The following is a 15,895-nucleotide window of genomic DNA, read 5'->3' on the forward strand; positions in this document are numbered from 1 at the left end:
TGCGCGTCATCGACATTTATACCCATCGCTGGCGGATCGAGGAGTTCCATAAGGCATGGAAAACCGGAGCAGGAGCCGAGAGGCAACGCATGGAGGAGCCGGATAATCTGGAGCGCATGGTCTCGATCCTCTCGTTTGTTGCAGTCAGGCTGTTACAGCTCAGAGAAAGCTTCACCCTGCCGCAAGCGCTCAGGGCACAAGGGCTGCTAAAAGAAGCGGAGCACGTAGAAAGCCAGTCCGCAGAAACGGTGCTGACCCCGGATGAATGTCAGCTACTGGGCTATCTGGACAAGGGAAAACGCAAGCGCAAAGAGCGCGCCGGGAGCTTGCAGTGGGCCTACATGGCGATAGCCAGACTGGGGGGCTTTATGGACAGCAAGCGAACCGGAATTGCCAGCTGGGGCGCCCTCTGGGAAGGCTGGGAAGCCCTGCAAAGTAAACTGGATGGCTTTCTTGCCGCCAAGGATTTGATGGCACAGGGGATCAAGATCTGATCAAGAGACAGGACCAGAACATTGAAACCTTTTAGCTTAGGATGACTATCTGTCGTCGGCATTTTCCCATCCGCTACAGCCCGATAATCTTCATAATTTCTTTCGCACAGGGAAAACAAATAAACAAGAAAAACTAGGTTCAATCTACCGCCATTGTAATTCAGGATTGATGCAATAGTTCTGTCAAGCACTTGCTCTGTTTTTCGCAAGTTTAAAGAGAAATGATCACAGATAGCACTCAAAATATTGATTAGCACTTGGCTATCAACAACCTCTGGCCATACATTAATATTTTCAAAATACAATGCTTTATCTGAAATTGCCTGCTGAATAAACTCTCTACGAGAGATACTGCCTAACGTAAATCGTCTATGAAAAAATCGTCCAAGATAGCTCTCCGCATCAAAGCCTTCACCATAAATTACCTTGATAGCATGCTGAAGTTGTTCGGTATCCGTTGCGAGCACAAACACCACACCAGAAATATCGAAGATATGCTTGATGGTTTCCAGCATTTCTACCGCATAGGAGGGACGACAGCGATCCAGCTCATCAATCAAAATAAAGGCGGGATAATCCAAACGACCTTTGTCATCCAATTGATCCAAGTTAGCAGAAACAGCGGCCTCAACCCATTGCCGGATCTCTTTTTTAAGATACTGGATAGATTCATAACGCTCTCTATGATTACTACAGAGCGTGTCAACTAACTGATCTGCATCTTCACCTTCCAAAGAGAAATCACCATCCTCCAGCCCAGCCTTTTTAATGGCTGACTTGATCACCAATTTTCCGCCGACCTTAAGCAACCCCAATAGCCTGGACTTGATGCCATCAGGTACGGCAACATTATTTCCGGTGGCGTCTCTCAATTGTTCAATAATCGACGAGATCACCGTCAACAAGGGATCATCGGAAAAATCCTGCTGCCAGGCATCGATATAGACGGTGGGATAATGCTCTTTAAGCTCCATATACCAGCGTTTGATAAACCAGGTTTTACCCGCGCCCCATTCGGCATTGAGGTTCAGCACATAGTTGCGCTGTTTGCCCTCGGCCGCCAGATAGTTGGTAAGAAACTCGGCATAGCGAGCGCGGTCCAGCCTGTCACCTGCCAACGCTTCCACTACACCGCTAATGGCTCCCGGGCCATCCCATGGAAGTGGCTCACTCCAATTAAATGCTGTAACCGTCATAGTGCTTTCCCGTCCCGATACTGAGCAGGATATTACCAGAGTGAGTTCCGAAAGAGTTTGATGAACATAGGATTTGGCGCCATATCACCCCTAGGCAATATGGCGCCAGCTTAAACCTTCACATGACTGTGACTTCCCGTTCTACTCCAGCTGCTTGCGCAGCATAAATTTCTGCACCTTGCCGGTGGAGGTCTTGGGCAGCGGGGTGAAGATGATGCGCTTGGGGGCCTTGAAGTGGGCCATCTGCTCGCGGCAGAACGCAATGAGCTCGGCCTGGGTGAGCTCGCGCCCCTCCTTGAGCTTGACGAAGGCGCAGGGCACCTCCCCCCAGGTCTCGTCCGGCATGGCGATCACCGCGGCTTCTTCCACATCGGGGTGGCGATAGAGCACGTCCTCCACCTCCAGGCTGGAGATGTTCTCCCCGCCGGAGATGATGATGTCCTTGGATCTGTCCTTGATCTCCACATAGCCGTCCGGGTGCCAGACCGCGAGATCCCCGCTTCGAAACCATCCCTGTGCCATCGCCTCCTCGCTCGCCGCCGGGTTCTTGAGGTAGCCCTTCATGACGATGTTGCCCCGCAGCACTATCTCTCCCAGGGTCTTGCCATCCATGGGGACCGGCTCGCCGCTGACGGGGTTGATGACCCGCATCTCCCCTTGCAGGGGGGAGGCCACCCCCTGGCGCGCCTTGAGACGGGAGAGGGTGGTGGCATCCTGCCCCTGCCAGCGTCTTTGCGGCTCGCACACCACGCAGGGGCCATAGGTTTCGGTGAGGCCATAGACATGGGTCACGGCGATCCCCATGGCCTCCATGCCGGCGATCACGGTGGCGGGTGGCGCTGCCCCCGCCGTCATCGCCTTGACGGGATGGTCGAGCCCCTGCTTGAGGGCCGGATCGGCATTGTTGAGCATATTGAGCACGATGGGGGCGGCGCAGAAATGGCTCACCTTGTGCTCGCGCAGCGCCCCGTAGATGGCCGCCGCCTGCACGTGGCGCAGACAGACGCTCACCCCGGCGGTGGCTGCCAGGGTCCAGGGGAAGCACCAGCCGTTGCAGTGAAACATCGGCAGGGTCCAGAGGTAGACGGGGTGCTTGGGCAGCTCCCAGGAGAGGGCATTGTTGACCGCATTGAGGTGGGCGCCGCGATGGTGATAGACCACCCCCTTGGGGTTCCCCGTGGTGCCGGAGGTGTAGTTGAGGGAAATGGCCTGCCACTCATCCGCCGGCAGCCAGCCGGGTTCGTCCCTGTCCCCCTGGGCGATGAACCCCTCGTAGTCGAGCTCGCCGATCAGCTCCCCTTCCCGGTAGAGGGGATCGTCGATGGCGATCACCAGGGGCTGGCTGTCAATGAGAGAGAGCGCCTTTCGCACCACGGCGCCGAACTCCCGGTCCACCAGCACCACCTTGCTCTGGGCGTGCTGGAAGATGAAGGCCATGGCGTCCGCATCGAGCCGAGTGTTGATGGTGTTGAGCACAGCGCCGCTCATGGGCACCCCGAAGTGCGCCTCGAACATGGCCGGCACATTGGGGGCGACGATGGAGACGGTGTCCCCCTCGCCAATGCCGCGACGGCGCAGGGCCGAGGCGAGCTGGCGGCAACGGCGTTCGGTCTGGGCCCAGCTCTGGCGCAGGGGCCCGTGGATCAGCGCCGGATAGTCGGGATAGACCCGGGCGACCCGCCCCAGAAAGCTCAAGGGGGTCAGCGCCTCGAAATTGGCGGGCGTCTTGCCAAGGCCGGCGTCGTACATGTTCTGCTCTGTCATCGGATCCTTCCTCACAGGGACACAAAACGGGGTGGCTCTCGCGGTTCACCACGACCGGCATTGCGCCCTGATACGAGGCCAGGATGCCGGCTGGAACCGGATGAAAGGGTATCAAGGGGGGCAGATCCCAGGTATTAGCGAAACGTCTTAGGGGCCCTCGGCCCTGCTCCCCCTGTCGCCAATCGCCGACGCTATTTTTGCGCGGTCACTTTTTGCGCAGTCAGCCCCTGTCGCGATCCCGTGGCCCTTGCCTTGAGCCTGTGGCGCAAAATGCCAAGAATGATCCCAAGCCCTCAACGGGTATGAGTACGAGGAGAAGAGTGATGAACAAATCCATGTTGGCAGGTGTCGGGATCGGTGTGGCCTCTGCGCTGGCATTGTCGGCGGTCGCCAGCGGATCCCTGTTTTCATCAGAGCCCCAGTTTGCCGAGGTGCTGGCCAGCAAGCCGGTGACCGAGACCATCAAGACGCCGCGTCAGGAGTGCCGCAACGTCACCCTGACCCACCGCAAGCCGGTGCAGGACGAACACAAGATCCTGGGTACCGTGGTTGGCGCGGCCCTGGGCGGCGTGGTCGGCCACCAGTTTGGCGGTGGCAGCGGCAAGAAGGTGGCCACCGCCGCCGGTGCCGTGGCAGGGGGTTATGCCGGGAATCAGGTGCAGGGCAACATGCAGGCCGGTGATACCTACACCACCACGGAGCAGCGCTGCAAGACGGTGCAGGAGAGCAGCACCCGCACCATCGGCTATGACGTCACCTACCGCCTCGCCGGCCAGGAAGGGGTGGTACGCATGGAGAAGCAACCCGGCCCCACCATTCCGGTCAAGGATGGCAAGCTGGTACTGAGCAACGCGCAGGGTTGATACTCCGTTAGGAGCGCCCTGCCATGAGGAAGGCCCACCATGACGGTGGGCCTTTTTCATCTTCGCAACCCCACCTGTCTGCAACAGGTCTTCCCAACAAAAGTGTTCTCAATAGAAAGGGGCCCGCAGGCCCCTTTCTTTTGCTCAATCATCCTCAGTGGCGACCGAAGGGCCACCAGGGCTTGTCGTTGTCCTGGATGTCGACCCGGGTCTGCTGCAGGGCGCCGGGCTGGCCCCCTTCCACCCGATCGAGGCTCACGCTGAACTGCTCGGTGGGCTCCACAAACCAGTCATCGATGATCAGCACCTTGACCGACTTGCTGCCCCCCTCGCCCGCAGCCCAGCTCACGGTCTGCCCGAACCAGGGCAGGAAATCCAGCCCCCAGCGCGCCGTGACCCCGTCAAGGGCCACCCGGGCCCGGGCCGGCTTGCTCAGATCGCCGCTTCGCACCAGGGGGATCTCGGCAAACCACTGCCCCTCGTTCACCGTGATACTGGCCTGAGCCAGCGAGATGGTGGACGGTGCCAGCTTGTCCTTGATGGTCACCAGGGTCTGGTGCTGATCCCCCAGGGCCGCGCCGCTCGGGTCAAACAGCTCCAGAGTAAAGGTCTCGTCCCCCTCGTGCAGGGTGTCGCTCTTCACCGGGATGCTGATGGTCTGGGGCTCGCTCTGCCCGGCAGCCCAGTGCAGGGTGCCGGTGAGGGGCGCCACGTCGCTTGCGTCCGCGCTGCCATGGACGATGCGATAACTCACGCTCGCCTCCCCATGGCTGCCGTCACGGCGCGCCACGCTCAAGGCCAGGGTGTTGCCCTCCTCCACGTTCGCAGCGGCGCTCTCGAGGCTCAATACCCCGGCAGGCGGCAGCGGATACTGGATGGCTACCAGCACGGGATCGTGATCCGAGGCGCTGAAGGGCCCTTCGGATTTCGCCAGCTGGCCGCTGTACTTGCTGCCGTACTCGAAGAAGTTGCTCTCCGCGGAGTTGATGTGCCAATCCTCGATGCCGATCACCTTGGCCGCGAGGCTCGGGTTTGCCAGGGCGTGATCCAGGTTGCCGAGCTCCCCTTCATAGCTGTAGGAGTAGGTGTCGGTGCCGTGGAAGCGGGTGTTGAGGTTCACAAACCCATACCCCTTGCCAAGGACGCTGCCGCTCTCCTCGAAGGGCTGACCCGCCAGGGTGGTGAAGGAGGCGCTCATGATCTGGCGCGCCTGGGCGGCCGGATCATAGTCGGTCAGCACCCGGATGGGATCTTCCATGCCATAGGCGTTCATGTCGCCGATGAGCAGCAGATCCCCGGCCAACTCTTTGAGCTGCTCCCCCAGCACCTTGGCGGCAGAGACCCTCAGCGCGTTGCAGTGGCCCTGGCCATCCAGCGGATCGGCAGTGGCGTAGTCGGGGTAATCCTCGAAGCAGGCGGAGCCCTTGGACTTGAGGTGGTTGACCACCAGGGTCAGGGGCGCATCCCCCTTGGGCGAGCTGAAACGCTGTACCAGCGACTCGCGCATCCCCTGGTTGATGGTCACCGGCTTGCCGCTGGCGTCCACCACCTCGGCCTGCTGCACCGGCAGCGCGATGAGGCTGGCGGCCCCCTCCGGGGTCACCTTGGCGGGCCGGTAGATGAGCCCCACCGTGATGGCGTCGGTGCCAATGGGTTTGCCATCCGGCGAGGCAATCCAGCGGTAGTGATCCGCCTCGTCCGGCTGGGCGGCGTTGAGGGCCGCCACCAGATTGGCGATGGCGGAGTTGTCGCCGTAGCCGTTGTTCTCGATCTCCATCAGCCCCACCACGTCGGCATTGAGGCGGGTGATGGCGCTGACGATCTTGGTGCGCTGCAACTCGAACTCCGCCACCGTCAAGGCGCCCCGGTTGCTGCCGGTGGGGTTGGCATCGCCCCCCACCACAGTGGTGAAGAAGTTGAGCACGTTGAAGCTCGCGACCCGCAGATCCCCCGCCTCGGCCAGTTCCGGCGTTTCCACCCGATCCCAGCCACTGTGATCTATCTGGCTGGCATCGATGCGGTTGCTGGCCACCAGTCGGAACAGGTTGTAGGAGTAACCGAGCGCCCCCTCCAGCCCGTTGAGCTTGTCGCCGATGCGCAGGTAACCGTCCTCGGCGTTGAAGCCGGGGAACCAGGGCAGCACGCCATCCGGCGCCTTGGCATCGGTCTCCACCACCAGCTGGTTCTGCTGGTTGCGAAGGGCCCAGTCGCTCGCCTCCTGGCTCATGGCGGCAAATTTCTGGGTCGACTTGATGAGCGGCGCACCATAAGAGAGCACCAGGTTGTTGCGCTTGCCGTCGTAATCAAAGCTGAAGTTGCGGGTCACCACCAGGCTGGAGCCGGGCACCAGCCGTACCTGCATCCCCTCGTGACGCTCCAGCAGCTGGTTCAGGCTCTCGCCCGCCACCGGCACCAGATCCACTGCCGCCGGCACTGCCCCAGCGGGCCGGGTCACCACCAGCTCGTCGGCGTTGAGCTGGGTCTGATTGAAATACTCCTTCACCTTGCCCGAAACGCACACCTCAGCCCCCGGCACGATGGCAGCGTTGGCCTTGGTGGTGTAGACGAAGAGGCCGTCGGAGGTGGCCGGATCGCCATCCCCTTGCTCATCTTGAATGAAGAAGCCCTTGTAGAGGCCGCTCACTACCTGGGTCACCACGCCTCGGGTGGCATAGGCCTGTTCCGATTCGAACTTGCCGGCCGGCACCAGCGGACTGCTGGTGCCGGGGCCCTGAATGGCGGGCACCGGCACCAGGCTCTCCACCGGGCAGACGAAGGCGGGCGGCTGGGTGCCATCGCAGGGGCCATCGCCACTGCAACCCAGGCCACTGGCGTCATCTTTCGGGGCGGCCACGTATTCCTGCGCCGGATCAAAAGGGGACGTAGCATCAGTGCGGCCGATGGTGACGGTGGCCTTGCGGCGCAGGGTCATGTCCAGGGTCGAGACGTTGCCCGACACCCAGGCCGTGCCCGGATCCATCCCCACCTGGCCGACGCTGTCCACTATCTCGCTGCCGCGATAGAGCACCAGGGCATCGTCACCGTTGAACACCAGGTTGCCGCTGGTCTGATTGGCCTTGGCCAGGATCTCGGCATTTGCAGAGGGGTTGGCCAGCACCAGGGTGGCGCCCGGGGCCAGGGTGCCTTGCAGCGCCAGGCTGTTGGTGGGGGATTCGCTGATGGGTTTGCCGTTGGCGTAGAGGGCCAGCCGGTATTGGGAGAGATCGACGGGGTCCGAGCCGAGGTTGCTCAGCTCCACCGCCTTGTTGTTGCCGGACCCTTCCAGGTATTCGGTGATAAACAGTTGCGCTTGTGCCTGTCCAGCGAGCGCCAGCCCGACGGCCAGCGCCACCAGAGAGTGTCTTCCTGACATGGTCAGTTTCCTTTTTTATTTGCAGATCATGTTATTGGCGCCCCGCACAAGGCGGGCCGCAGCACCTTGGATGCAGCCATCAACGGGAGGCATGTCAGCCCCCGGCCGAAACTGCGCGCCCACTCTGCCCCGTCGGCGCCGGGGCTGCTGCGAGCTGGCTAACAATGACAACAAAATGTTGCGCCAAGGTGACGGGCAATACCCGAATGGGCAGTGTCTGCCATCGCTGCGCAGGAAGTTGTCGTCCTCCAGCCCCTGCTGGCGGCCTCTGTCAGGGAGTGACATCGGCGCTGGGGCAGACGGGGGAGCACTACGGCGACCCTCTGCCCGCTACCATCTCGTGAACAACTTCACTCACAGACTCCGGATCATGGGCAAATCCATGGGCGCCATACCGGGCGCCACCCCCTTCGTGGCCCGAGAAGGCAGAAAACCGGGGGTGGAACGCTCTCCTAGTGCTCTTGTGGAACCGGTTCCAGTAATAACAGAAATAACAAGAGAGGGGATGACACAAACGTTTGTTGCTTTTGCGCTCGCGAATAGCAATAGTTCTCACTTTCTTTTTTGACCGTCTCTATTCTCGAGGTGCTACAAGATGTTTCGTCACCCCCTGGCAAAGTTGCTGCTGCTCGGCCAGCTCGTCCTGGTGAGCTGGATGGCGCAGGCCGCCCCCCCCGTTGAAGTGGAAGATGTGATGGGCCGCAAGGTCTCCCTCAGCCTTCCGGCAAACCGCATCGTGCTCGGTTTCTATCCCGAAGATTACCTGGCGGTGGCCGGTGAAGGCGGGGCCGAACGCCTGGTGGGCATGTCCCTGGGCTGGTTCATGAAGTCCCGTCCCGCCATCTGGTCTCTCTACGTGGCCAGCCAGCCACAACTGGCCAACGTGCCGGACCTTGGCAACGTGCAGGATCAGAGCTTCTCCATCGAGAAGACCCTGGCGGTCAAGCCCGACCTGGTGATCCTGGCGAAGTGGCAATATGAGGCCCTGAGCGCCGACCTGCCACGCCTTGAGCAGGCGGGGATCCCGGTGGTGGTCATCGACTACAACGCCCAGACCCTGGCACAGCACATGGCGAGCACCCTGCTGCTTGGCAAGCTGACCGGCCAGGAGGCCCGTGCCCGGAAGATGGCCGACGAGTACAAGGCCAAGATTGACACCATCACCTCCCGCATCGCCGCCGCGAAGCGCACGCCGCCCCGGGTCTACATCGAGCTGGGTGACAAGGGCCCGGCCGAGTACAGCTACACCTATGGCAAGGACATGTGGGGCGCCATGGCCCTGCTGGCCGGTGGCAACAACGTGGCCGCCCCCTTCGTCGATCGTTGGGGCCCCATCCACCCGGAACAACTGCTGGCGAGCAAGCCCGAGGTGATCCTGATGGCGGGCTACGAGAGCGTGAACAGTGCCGTCGCCATGCAGGTCGGCCAGGATGTGTCGGAAGAGACAGTGCGCCAGCGTCTGCAAGGCTTTGCCGCCCGTCCGGGCTGGCGCGAGCTGCCTGCGGTGAAGGAGGGTCGCCTCTACGCGGTCTATCACGGCGCCACCCGCAGCATCATGGATGCCGCCCTCATCGAGTTCATGGCCAAGGCCCTCTATCCGGACCTCTTCCAGGATCTCGACCCCCTGGCCACCTATCAGGCGTTCTACCAGCACTACCTGCCCATCCGTCCCCAGGGCACCTTCATGCTGGGCATTCATCAGCACAACGCGCACTGAGTGTCGGCCGGGGTCTCTCCGGCTCATTCCCTCCTCCACCCGGTGGAGAACCCACCGGCGACCTCAGGTTGCCGGTGACAAAAACGACAAAAAACCACAAGACAAGATGGAGTTCACACGCAGATGACACTTTTCTCCCGCTATGCCAGCCTGGTGCTGGCAAGCCTTTGCTGCTGGTTTGGCACCGCACAGGCGAAAGTTGAAACCCTGACAGATGTGCTGGGACGGGAAGTCCAGGTCGATCTCCCCGCCAAGCGGGTAGTGCTCGCATTTTACTTTGAAGACTACATGGCCGTCGGTGGCGAACAGGCCTTCGATCGGGTCGTCGGCATCTCTCGCGAGGCCTGGGAAGGCTGGCGTCCTGCCAACTGGTCCCTCTTTACCGCCCATCGCCCGTCCCTCAAGGAGATAGCCGACGTAGGCGAGGTAGAAGTGCAGACCTTCTCGGTGGAAAAAGTGCTCGCCCTCAAACCCGATGTCGTCGTTCTGGCCGACTGGCAATACAAAGGTCTTGGCCAGGACGTGGCCCGTCTCGAACAGGCCGGTCTGCCCGTGGTGGTCGTGGACTACAACATGGAACTCCCCGCCAATCACAAGGCCAGTACCTTGCTGCTCGGCAAGATTGCGGGCACCGAGCCTCGCGCTCGCCAGCTCGCAGACGAGTACCAGTATGCCATCGACGAAGTACATGGCCGGATCGCCGCCGCCAATCTGCCCAAGCCCCGTTTCTACGTGGAGTTTGGCAACAAGGGGCCTGACGAATATGGCTTCAGCTACGGCAAGGGCATGTGGGGTCCGCTCGGCCACCTGGCTGGCGGCGACAACATCGCCGCCCCCTTTGTAGAATGGTACGGCCCCATGAACCCCGAGCAGGTTCTGGTCTCCAAACCCGAGGTCATCTTCCTCACCGGCACTGAATCCACCCAGAACCCCACCGCCGTGCTGCTGGGCCAGGGAGTCAATCCCGCGCTCGCTCGGGCACGGCTCCAGGCCTTTACCGAGCGTAAAGGTTGGGCGAACCTGCCAGCGGTGAAGGAAAAGCGCATCTATGGGATTTACCAGGGCGCCTCCCGCACGCTGCTCGATTACACCATGGTCCAGTTCATGGCCAAGGCGCTCTATCCGAGCCTGTTCAAGGAGATGGATCCGCTTGCCAACTACCTCGACTTCTATCGGCGCTATCTGCCGGTCAAGGCAGACGGCACCTTCGCTATCGCTCTTTAACCTTCAACCTTCGTGGGCGCCTCTTGTGGCGCCCGTTTCAGGATTGTCACCATGAATGATTTGCCTGCCCTGCAGCAGACCCTCGCCCGGCAGCGGCAACGGGAGCGCCGTCGCTGGCACTGGCTCCTGCTGCTCGCCCTGGTCCTGTGCATTACCCTGGTGCTCGACATCGCCACCGGCCCCTCCCTGCTGGCCCTGCACGACGTGATCGATGCCTTGATCGCCCCCGCCCAGGCCGATCCCATGACCCGCACCATCGTCCACGACATGCGCCTGCCCATCGCCCTCATGGCCCTGGTGGTCGGTGCCTCCCTCGGTCTTGGCGGTGTGCAGATGCAGACCCTGCTGGATAACCCCCTCGCCAGTCCCTATACCCTCGGGCTCGCGGCGGCGGCGGGCCTTGGCGCGGCGCTGGCCCTCTACACCGGCGGCCTCGGGCTTCCTCCCCTGGTGGCCATCCCGGCCGGTGCCTTCATTGTGTGCATGTTTGCCGCCTGCCTGCTGTTTGGTCTGGCCATGATGCGCCATGTCAGCAGTCAGACCCTGATCCTGGCGGGCATCGCCCTGCTGTTCCTGTTCCAGTCCCTGCTCTCCCTGCTGCAGTTCCTCTCCTCCCCCGAGCTCAACCAGCAGATCCTGTTCTGGCTGTTTGGCAGCCTGATGCGCACCACCTGGGACTCCCTGATCATCACCGCCGTCGTCACCCTGATCTGCACCCTGCTCATCTACCGTGACGCCTGGGCCCTCACCAGCCTGCGCCTCGGGGAAGCCCGCGCCCGCAGCCTCGGGGTCAACGTCGACAGACTGCGCATGAAAACCCTGGTGCTGGTCGCCCTGCTCACCGCCACCGCCACCAGTTTCGTCGGCGTGATCGGCTTCGTCGGCCTGGTGGCCCCCCATATCGCCCGCATGCTGGTGGGGGAAGATCAGCGCTTTTTGATCCCCCTCTCCGCCCTGTGCGGCGCCTGCATGCTCTCGGCGGCCTCGGTGCTCTCCAAGTCCATCATTCCGGGGGCCCTGTTCCCCATCGGCATCGTCACCGCGCTCATTGGCGTGCCCTTCTTCATCTGGTTGATCCTCGGCAGGGGGCGTAAACGTGCTTGAGATAACCCGACTCTCCCTCTCCCTCGGCCAGCAGACCCTGCTGCGGGAACTCGACCTTACCCTGCAGCCGGGTCAGGTCCATGTGATCATCGGCCCGAACGGGACCGGCAAGACCTCCTTGATGCGCACCCTCTTTGGTGAACTGACCCCGGACAGTGGCGACATTCGCCTCGGGGACCAGAGTGCCCGCCAGATGACGCAGGCCAGGTGGCGCCAGCAGTTTGGCTACATGCCCCAGAACATCCAGCTGGAGCTGGATCTCAGCGTCATCGAAGTGGTGGTGCTGGGGCGCCTCGACAGCCTCTCCATGCGCCTCGCGGACGAGGACATCCTGGCTGCCGGCCGCGCCCTGCAGGCGCTCGGCATCGCCCATCTGGCGGATCGCCCCCTCTACTCCCTGAGCGGCGGCCAGCGGCAGATGGTGCTCTTCGCCCAGGTGCTGCTGCGCGACCCCCGCATCATGATGCTGGACGAGCCGGTCAGCGCCCTGGACCTGCACCACCAGATGCAACTGATGGAGCACCTGTGCCAGCAGACCCGGGAGCAGCAGTGGATCACCCTGGTGGTGCTGCACGATCTCAACCTGGCCGCCCAGTTTGCCGATCAGCTGATCGTGCTGGCAGGGGGAGATCTGCAGGCCTTCGGCCCCCCCGCCCGGGTGCTCGACGCGGCCCTCATCGAGCGCCTCTACCAGGTGCCGGTGGAGATAAGCCACGATCAGCACGGCATCCCCTTCCTCAGAACCCTGCGAAAGACATCATGACACAGTCCTGCGCCACCCCGGCGACCACCTCCCCACGCACTGGCGGGAGGCGACCATGAACGGCGCCTCCTACTGGCGGGACTGGCAGGGCATGAGCCCGGCCGCCCGCCTGCTCATCACCAATGGGCTCGCCTTCAACCTCGGCTTCTACATGATGATGCCCTTCCTCGCCCAGCACATGGGCAGCGGGCTCGGCCTGGCCGGCTGGGCCTGTGGCCTCGTCATGGGGATGCGGGTCTTCAGCCAGCAGGGGCTCTTCCTGCTGGGCGGCACCCTTGGGGATCGCATCGGCTACCATCCCGCCATCGTCTGGGGCTGCCTGGTACGATCTTTAGGCTTCGTGCTGCTGGGCTGGGCCGAGTCCCTGCCCATCCTGCTGCTGGCCGCCGCCCTCACCGGCTTTGCGGGGGCTCTGTTCACCCCCTGCGCCCAGGCCTACCTTGCCAGCGAATGCCACAACCCGAGCCAGCGTCAGCGCGCCTTCGCCCTGCACAATCTGGCCAGCGAGGCGGGCATGCTGCTCGGCCCCCTGGTCGGCCTCACCTTGACCCAGCAGAGCTATACCCTGACGGGGATCCTGGCGGCGAGCCTCTTCGCCCTGCTCGGAGTGCTGCAATACCGGGTGCTGCCTAAACGCCCGGTGAGCAACCCGAGCCCCCGTGGCGCCATCTTGCGCCAATGGGGGGAGATAGTGCGCCAGCGCCCCTTCATGGGGTTCACCCTGCTGGCAGGCAGCTACCAGATCCTGTTCCACCAGCTCTACCTCGCCCTCCCCGCCCATATCCAGAGCCTGCCGGACGCCACCCACCTGCTCGGCGGCGTCTTCACCCTCTCGGCGGTGATCGGCGTTCTGCTCCAGCTCCCAGCCTCCCGCCTGGTGGAGCGCCGCCTGGGAGTACCGCTCGCCATGGGGCTGGGGATAGGCATGATGGGCCTGAGCTATCTCGCCCTGCCCCTGCTGGCACCCTGGCCGACGGCAGGCGTGTTGACGCAGGTGGCCCTGCTTTCCCTGGGCTCCATCCTCTGCTTTCCACTGTTCGCCGCCCAACTGCCCCGCTACGCCCCCCCTGAGCAGCTCGGCAGCTACTACGGCTTCTATGCCAGCGCCGGGGGCTGCATGGCGCTCTTTGGCAACCTGCTGATCGGCTTTATGCTGGGGGATGCGGGCAGCCGCCCCGCCACCGCCATCTGGTGGCTGCTGGCCCTCGCCGGCCTGCTGGCGGGAGTTGGCCTTTATTCCCAGCTGCGCAAGGATGGCCAGGTGCAACCTGCTCCCCATCAATAAACAGGGCGGCCAAGGCCGCCCTGTTTTATTCCCTTTCTCCCCCTTCCACTCTCTGCCTTATCCGGCTAAACCGGCTTCAAAACCTTGTCAGATACGCGAGCAAGCTCGGCTGTACTCGATGAGCAAAACAACATCGGACATGCACGATAGCAATAAAAAGGACGCCATCGGGCGTCCTTGAAGAGGAAGACAGAGCAGGGTCAACTCCCCAGATGCAGCGCCAACCAGACCGCCAGCGGGATCACCACCACCGAGAGCGCATTGCCGCCGAGCACAATACTGGCCACCTTGTCGGGCTGACACTGGTACTGCTCGCACAGGATGTAATTCAATACCGCCGGGGGCAGCGCCACCGACAGCATCAGGAGTGGTATCCAGTCAGGTTCGAGGGGCAGCAGCCAGACGGCGAGCCCCAGGGAGAGGCCCCCCGCCAACAGGTAGAGCAGGTTGCACTTGATGGCCAGCCCCAGATGATCCAGCTCCCCTTCCATCAGCCGGATGCCTAAGGCAAACAGCATCAGGGGCACCGCTATCTGGCCGAGCAGAGCGGCGCTGGTCACCAGGTATTCCGGCAGCGGGATATGCAGGTTGGCCACCAGCAGCCCGGCGAAGGCGGCCCAGAGCACGGGGCTTCTCAGCCAGAGCCAGCGGGAGCTGCTGGCGGAGAGGATGAACATCCCCACCGAGAAGTGGAGCAGGTTGGAGAGCACAAAGAGGATGACGATGGCGCCGAGCTGCTGCTCGCCAAAGGCGAGCACCATCAGCGGAATGCCGAGGTTGCCGGTGTTGCGAAACATGGCGGGCAGGATCAGTGCGGCCCGCTCTATCTCCTTGAGTTTGAGCAGGGAGAGCAGCGAGCCGGGAAGCAGGATCACCAGGGCACCGGCCCCCACAAGGGGCAGGTGCGCCGCCAGATCCAGGGGGTATTTCACCAGGGCTGAGAAGACCAGCGCCGGGGTAAAGAGCTCGATATTGGCCCGGTTGACATAACCCAGGGCCCCGCCCGGTCGCAGCCGTCCATAGAGGGCGCCAAGGCCCACCACCGCAAACACGGGAATGACGATATTGAGCAGGGCGCTGAACATGGGTATCCCGTTTACAGTTCGCGGGCCGGGCGTCCCATCAGCACCACGGGGTCCAGCGTCACCTCCTGGCTGCCGTTGCTGACCCAGAGCTGGCCGTCGGAGATGGTGCAGGTGAGCTGCATGGTGCGCTCCACCATGGCCGCCAGGGGCAGGGTCTGGCTGTCGGAGAGTTCGATGACGCTCAGGTTGTCGTGCAGACCGAGCTTGCCCTGGTTCTGCTTCCACCAGACGCTGGTGCCACGACCGCCATAGAGGTAGAGCACCACCTGGCGAGAGCGGTTGCATGCCTTCTTGAGGCGGCGCTCGTCCGGCTGACCCAGCTCAATCCAGAGTTCAATCTCATCGGAATAGTTCTTGCACCAGAGCTCGGGCTCGTCGTCGGCAGAGAGCCCCTTGGTGAACTCCAGCCGCTCGGCGGCATGCCAGGCGAAGGCCGCTAGGCGGATCATCATGCGCTCGTCGGTCTCGGAGGGGTGACGGGCCAGGGTGAGGGAGAAGTCCTGATAGAGATTGCGATCCATGTCAGACAAGCTGATCTGGGCCTTGAAGATGGTTGCCTTGAGCGCCATAGAAGTCGTGAATACCTGATAAAAGAGAAGGGGGCGGACATGCCGGGCGTCAGTGTAATCAAAATGGCCGCCGGGTTCGACCGTCTTGCGCTCCCTTTACCCCATCAGGGGCGGGCAAGTGCTTCAGAAGACACAAAAAACAAATGCCAGTCGTGAGACTGGCATTTGGCGGCATGAACGAGAGTGACTCACTTCTCGGCGGACTTGACCCCGAAGGCATTGAGCAGCAGGCAGCAGGTCACTGCCACTGCCACGAACCCGCTCAGGAAGATAAAGGGCATGGCCCCATACCCCAATACAGTCCAGATGGTGTGTTCAAGCAGACTCATAGTGTGTCCTTCATCCAGTGAAATGGGTGTCCCTTTCGTGACGGGGTCGCCCCCGTTCCTGATAAGACTATTTGACCTCAACCCGCGCCTGAGTCCTATGCCACCAAAGTAATAAATGGGGCACCTGTT

Annotated in this window: 12 protein-coding genes and 1 pseudogene; 7 read left to right on the forward strand and 6 right to left on the reverse strand. The window is 62.4% G+C overall.

Translation table 11 applies throughout. The features are described 5' to 3' along the window. The coding region (locus AB5Y50_RS17160) for an IS4 family transposase (protein WP_368162502.1) at nt 1–494 on the forward strand (494 nt) is incomplete at its 5' end. Nucleotides 495–694: 200 nt separating this feature from the next. On the opposite strand, the pseudogene AB5Y50_RS17165 reads toward AB5Y50_RS17160, so the two are convergent. Both AB5Y50_RS17165 and AB5Y50_RS17170 read right to left on the reverse strand, forming a co-directional pair. Further along, nucleotides 695–1,690, reverse strand: a pseudogene (locus AB5Y50_RS17165) (P-loop NTPase fold protein); the annotation flags it as partial. Nucleotides 1,691–1,831: 141 nt separating this feature from the next. Beyond that, nucleotides 1,832–3,454: an acyl-CoA synthetase gene (locus AB5Y50_RS17170; RefSeq protein ID WP_319882532.1), complete on the reverse strand. Its 1,623-nt coding sequence runs from the start codon at nt 3,452–3,454 to the stop codon at nt 1,832–1,834. 323 nt (nt 3,455–3,777) lie between these two features. Here AB5Y50_RS17170 and AB5Y50_RS17175 point away from each other — a divergent pair, with 323 nt between their 5' ends. After that, nucleotides 3,778–4,317, forward strand: a complete 540-nt coding sequence (locus AB5Y50_RS17175; protein ID WP_010674678.1) for a glycine zipper 2TM domain-containing protein — start codon at nt 3,778–3,780, stop codon at nt 4,315–4,317. Between the two features lie 154 nt (nt 4,318–4,471). Here AB5Y50_RS17175 and AB5Y50_RS17180 read toward each other — a convergent pair whose 3' ends face one another. Further along, a complete protein-coding gene (locus AB5Y50_RS17180; RefSeq protein WP_368163094.1) occupies nt 4,472–7,690 on the reverse strand; it encodes an ExeM/NucH family extracellular endonuclease in 3,219 nt (1,072 codons plus the stop codon). Between the two features lie 595 nt (nt 7,691–8,285). Between AB5Y50_RS17180 and AB5Y50_RS17185 the strand changes: the two genes are divergently transcribed. The 5 genes from AB5Y50_RS17185 (at nt 8,286) to AB5Y50_RS17205 (ending at nt 13,783) form a co-directional block, all read left to right on the forward strand. Next, on the forward strand, nt 8,286–9,407 hold the full coding sequence (locus AB5Y50_RS17185) for an ABC transporter substrate-binding protein (protein ID WP_319882530.1): 1,122 nt from the start codon (nt 8,286–8,288) through the stop codon (nt 9,405–9,407). 123 nt (nt 9,408–9,530) lie between these two features. Next, nucleotides 9,531–10,631 carry an ABC transporter substrate-binding protein gene (locus tag AB5Y50_RS17190; protein WP_319882529.1) on the forward strand — a complete coding sequence of 367 codons (1,101 nt, stop codon included), beginning with the start codon at nt 9,531–9,533 and terminating at the stop codon, nt 10,629–10,631. Nucleotides 10,632–10,682: 51 nt separating this feature from the next. Then, entirely contained in the window at nt 10,683–11,735 is a 1,053-nt protein-coding gene (locus tag AB5Y50_RS17195; protein ID WP_319882528.1) for an iron ABC transporter permease, read from the forward strand. Then, on the forward strand, nt 11,728–12,498 hold the full coding sequence (locus AB5Y50_RS17200) for an ABC transporter ATP-binding protein (RefSeq protein WP_319882527.1): 771 nt from the start codon (nt 11,728–11,730) through the stop codon (nt 12,496–12,498). The genes AB5Y50_RS17195 and AB5Y50_RS17200 overlap by 8 nt, the downstream gene beginning before the upstream one ends. A 55-nt stretch (nt 12,499–12,553) precedes the next feature. Beyond that, nucleotides 12,554–13,783 (forward strand): MFS transporter, encoded by a 1,230-nt coding sequence (locus AB5Y50_RS17205; protein ID WP_319882526.1) that lies wholly within the window; start codon nt 12,554–12,556, stop codon nt 13,781–13,783. A gap of 200 nt (nt 13,784–13,983) precedes the next feature. Here AB5Y50_RS17205 and AB5Y50_RS17210 read toward each other — a convergent pair whose 3' ends face one another. From AB5Y50_RS17210 to AB5Y50_RS17220, 3 genes are all read right to left on the reverse strand, one after another. Next, entirely contained in the window at nt 13,984–14,868 is an 885-nt protein-coding gene (locus AB5Y50_RS17210) for an AEC family transporter (protein WP_010674672.1), read from the reverse strand. Between the two features lie 11 nt (nt 14,869–14,879). Beyond that, a complete protein-coding gene (locus tag AB5Y50_RS17215; protein ID WP_010674671.1) occupies nt 14,880–15,437 on the reverse strand; it encodes a YaeQ family protein in 558 nt (185 codons plus the stop codon). A 188-nt stretch (nt 15,438–15,625) separates the two neighbouring features. Beyond that, nucleotides 15,626–15,766 (reverse strand): TIGR02808 family protein, encoded by a 141-nt coding sequence (locus AB5Y50_RS17220; protein WP_010674670.1) that lies wholly within the window; start codon nt 15,764–15,766, stop codon nt 15,626–15,628. Between the last annotated feature and the right edge of the window lie 129 nt (nt 15,767–15,895).

Source organism: Aeromonas sp. s6, assembly GCF_040907815.1.
Taxonomy (GTDB): domain Bacteria; phylum Pseudomonadota; class Gammaproteobacteria; order Enterobacterales; family Aeromonadaceae; genus Aeromonas; species Aeromonas caviae.

Coding starts and splice junctions, on each gene's coding strand:
- AB5Y50_RS17170 (WP_319882532.1), bottom strand. CDS start 3,454: ATGACAGAGCAGAACATGTACGACGCCGGCCTTGGCAAGACGCCCGCC.
- AB5Y50_RS17175 (WP_010674678.1), top strand. CDS start 3,778: ATGAACAAATCCATGTTGGCAGGTGTCGGGATCGGTGTGGCCTCTGCG.
- AB5Y50_RS17180 (WP_368163094.1), bottom strand. CDS start 7,690: ATGTCAGGAAGACACTCTCTGGTGGCGCTGGCCGTCGGGCTGGCGCTC.
- AB5Y50_RS17185 (WP_319882530.1), top strand. CDS start 8,286: ATGTTTCGTCACCCCCTGGCAAAGTTGCTGCTGCTCGGCCAGCTCGTC.
- AB5Y50_RS17190 (WP_319882529.1), top strand. CDS start 9,531: ATGACACTTTTCTCCCGCTATGCCAGCCTGGTGCTGGCAAGCCTTTGC.
- AB5Y50_RS17195 (WP_319882528.1), top strand. CDS start 10,683: ATGAATGATTTGCCTGCCCTGCAGCAGACCCTCGCCCGGCAGCGGCAA.
- AB5Y50_RS17205 (WP_319882526.1), top strand. CDS start 12,554: ATGAACGGCGCCTCCTACTGGCGGGACTGGCAGGGCATGAGCCCGGCC.
- AB5Y50_RS17210 (WP_010674672.1), bottom strand. CDS start 14,868: ATGTTCAGCGCCCTGCTCAATATCGTCATTCCCGTGTTTGCGGTGGTG.
- AB5Y50_RS17215 (WP_010674671.1), bottom strand. CDS start 15,437: ATGGCGCTCAAGGCAACCATCTTCAAGGCCCAGATCAGCTTGTCTGAC.
- AB5Y50_RS17220 (WP_010674670.1), bottom strand. CDS start 15,766: ATGAGTCTGCTTGAACACACCATCTGGACTGTATTGGGGTATGGGGCC.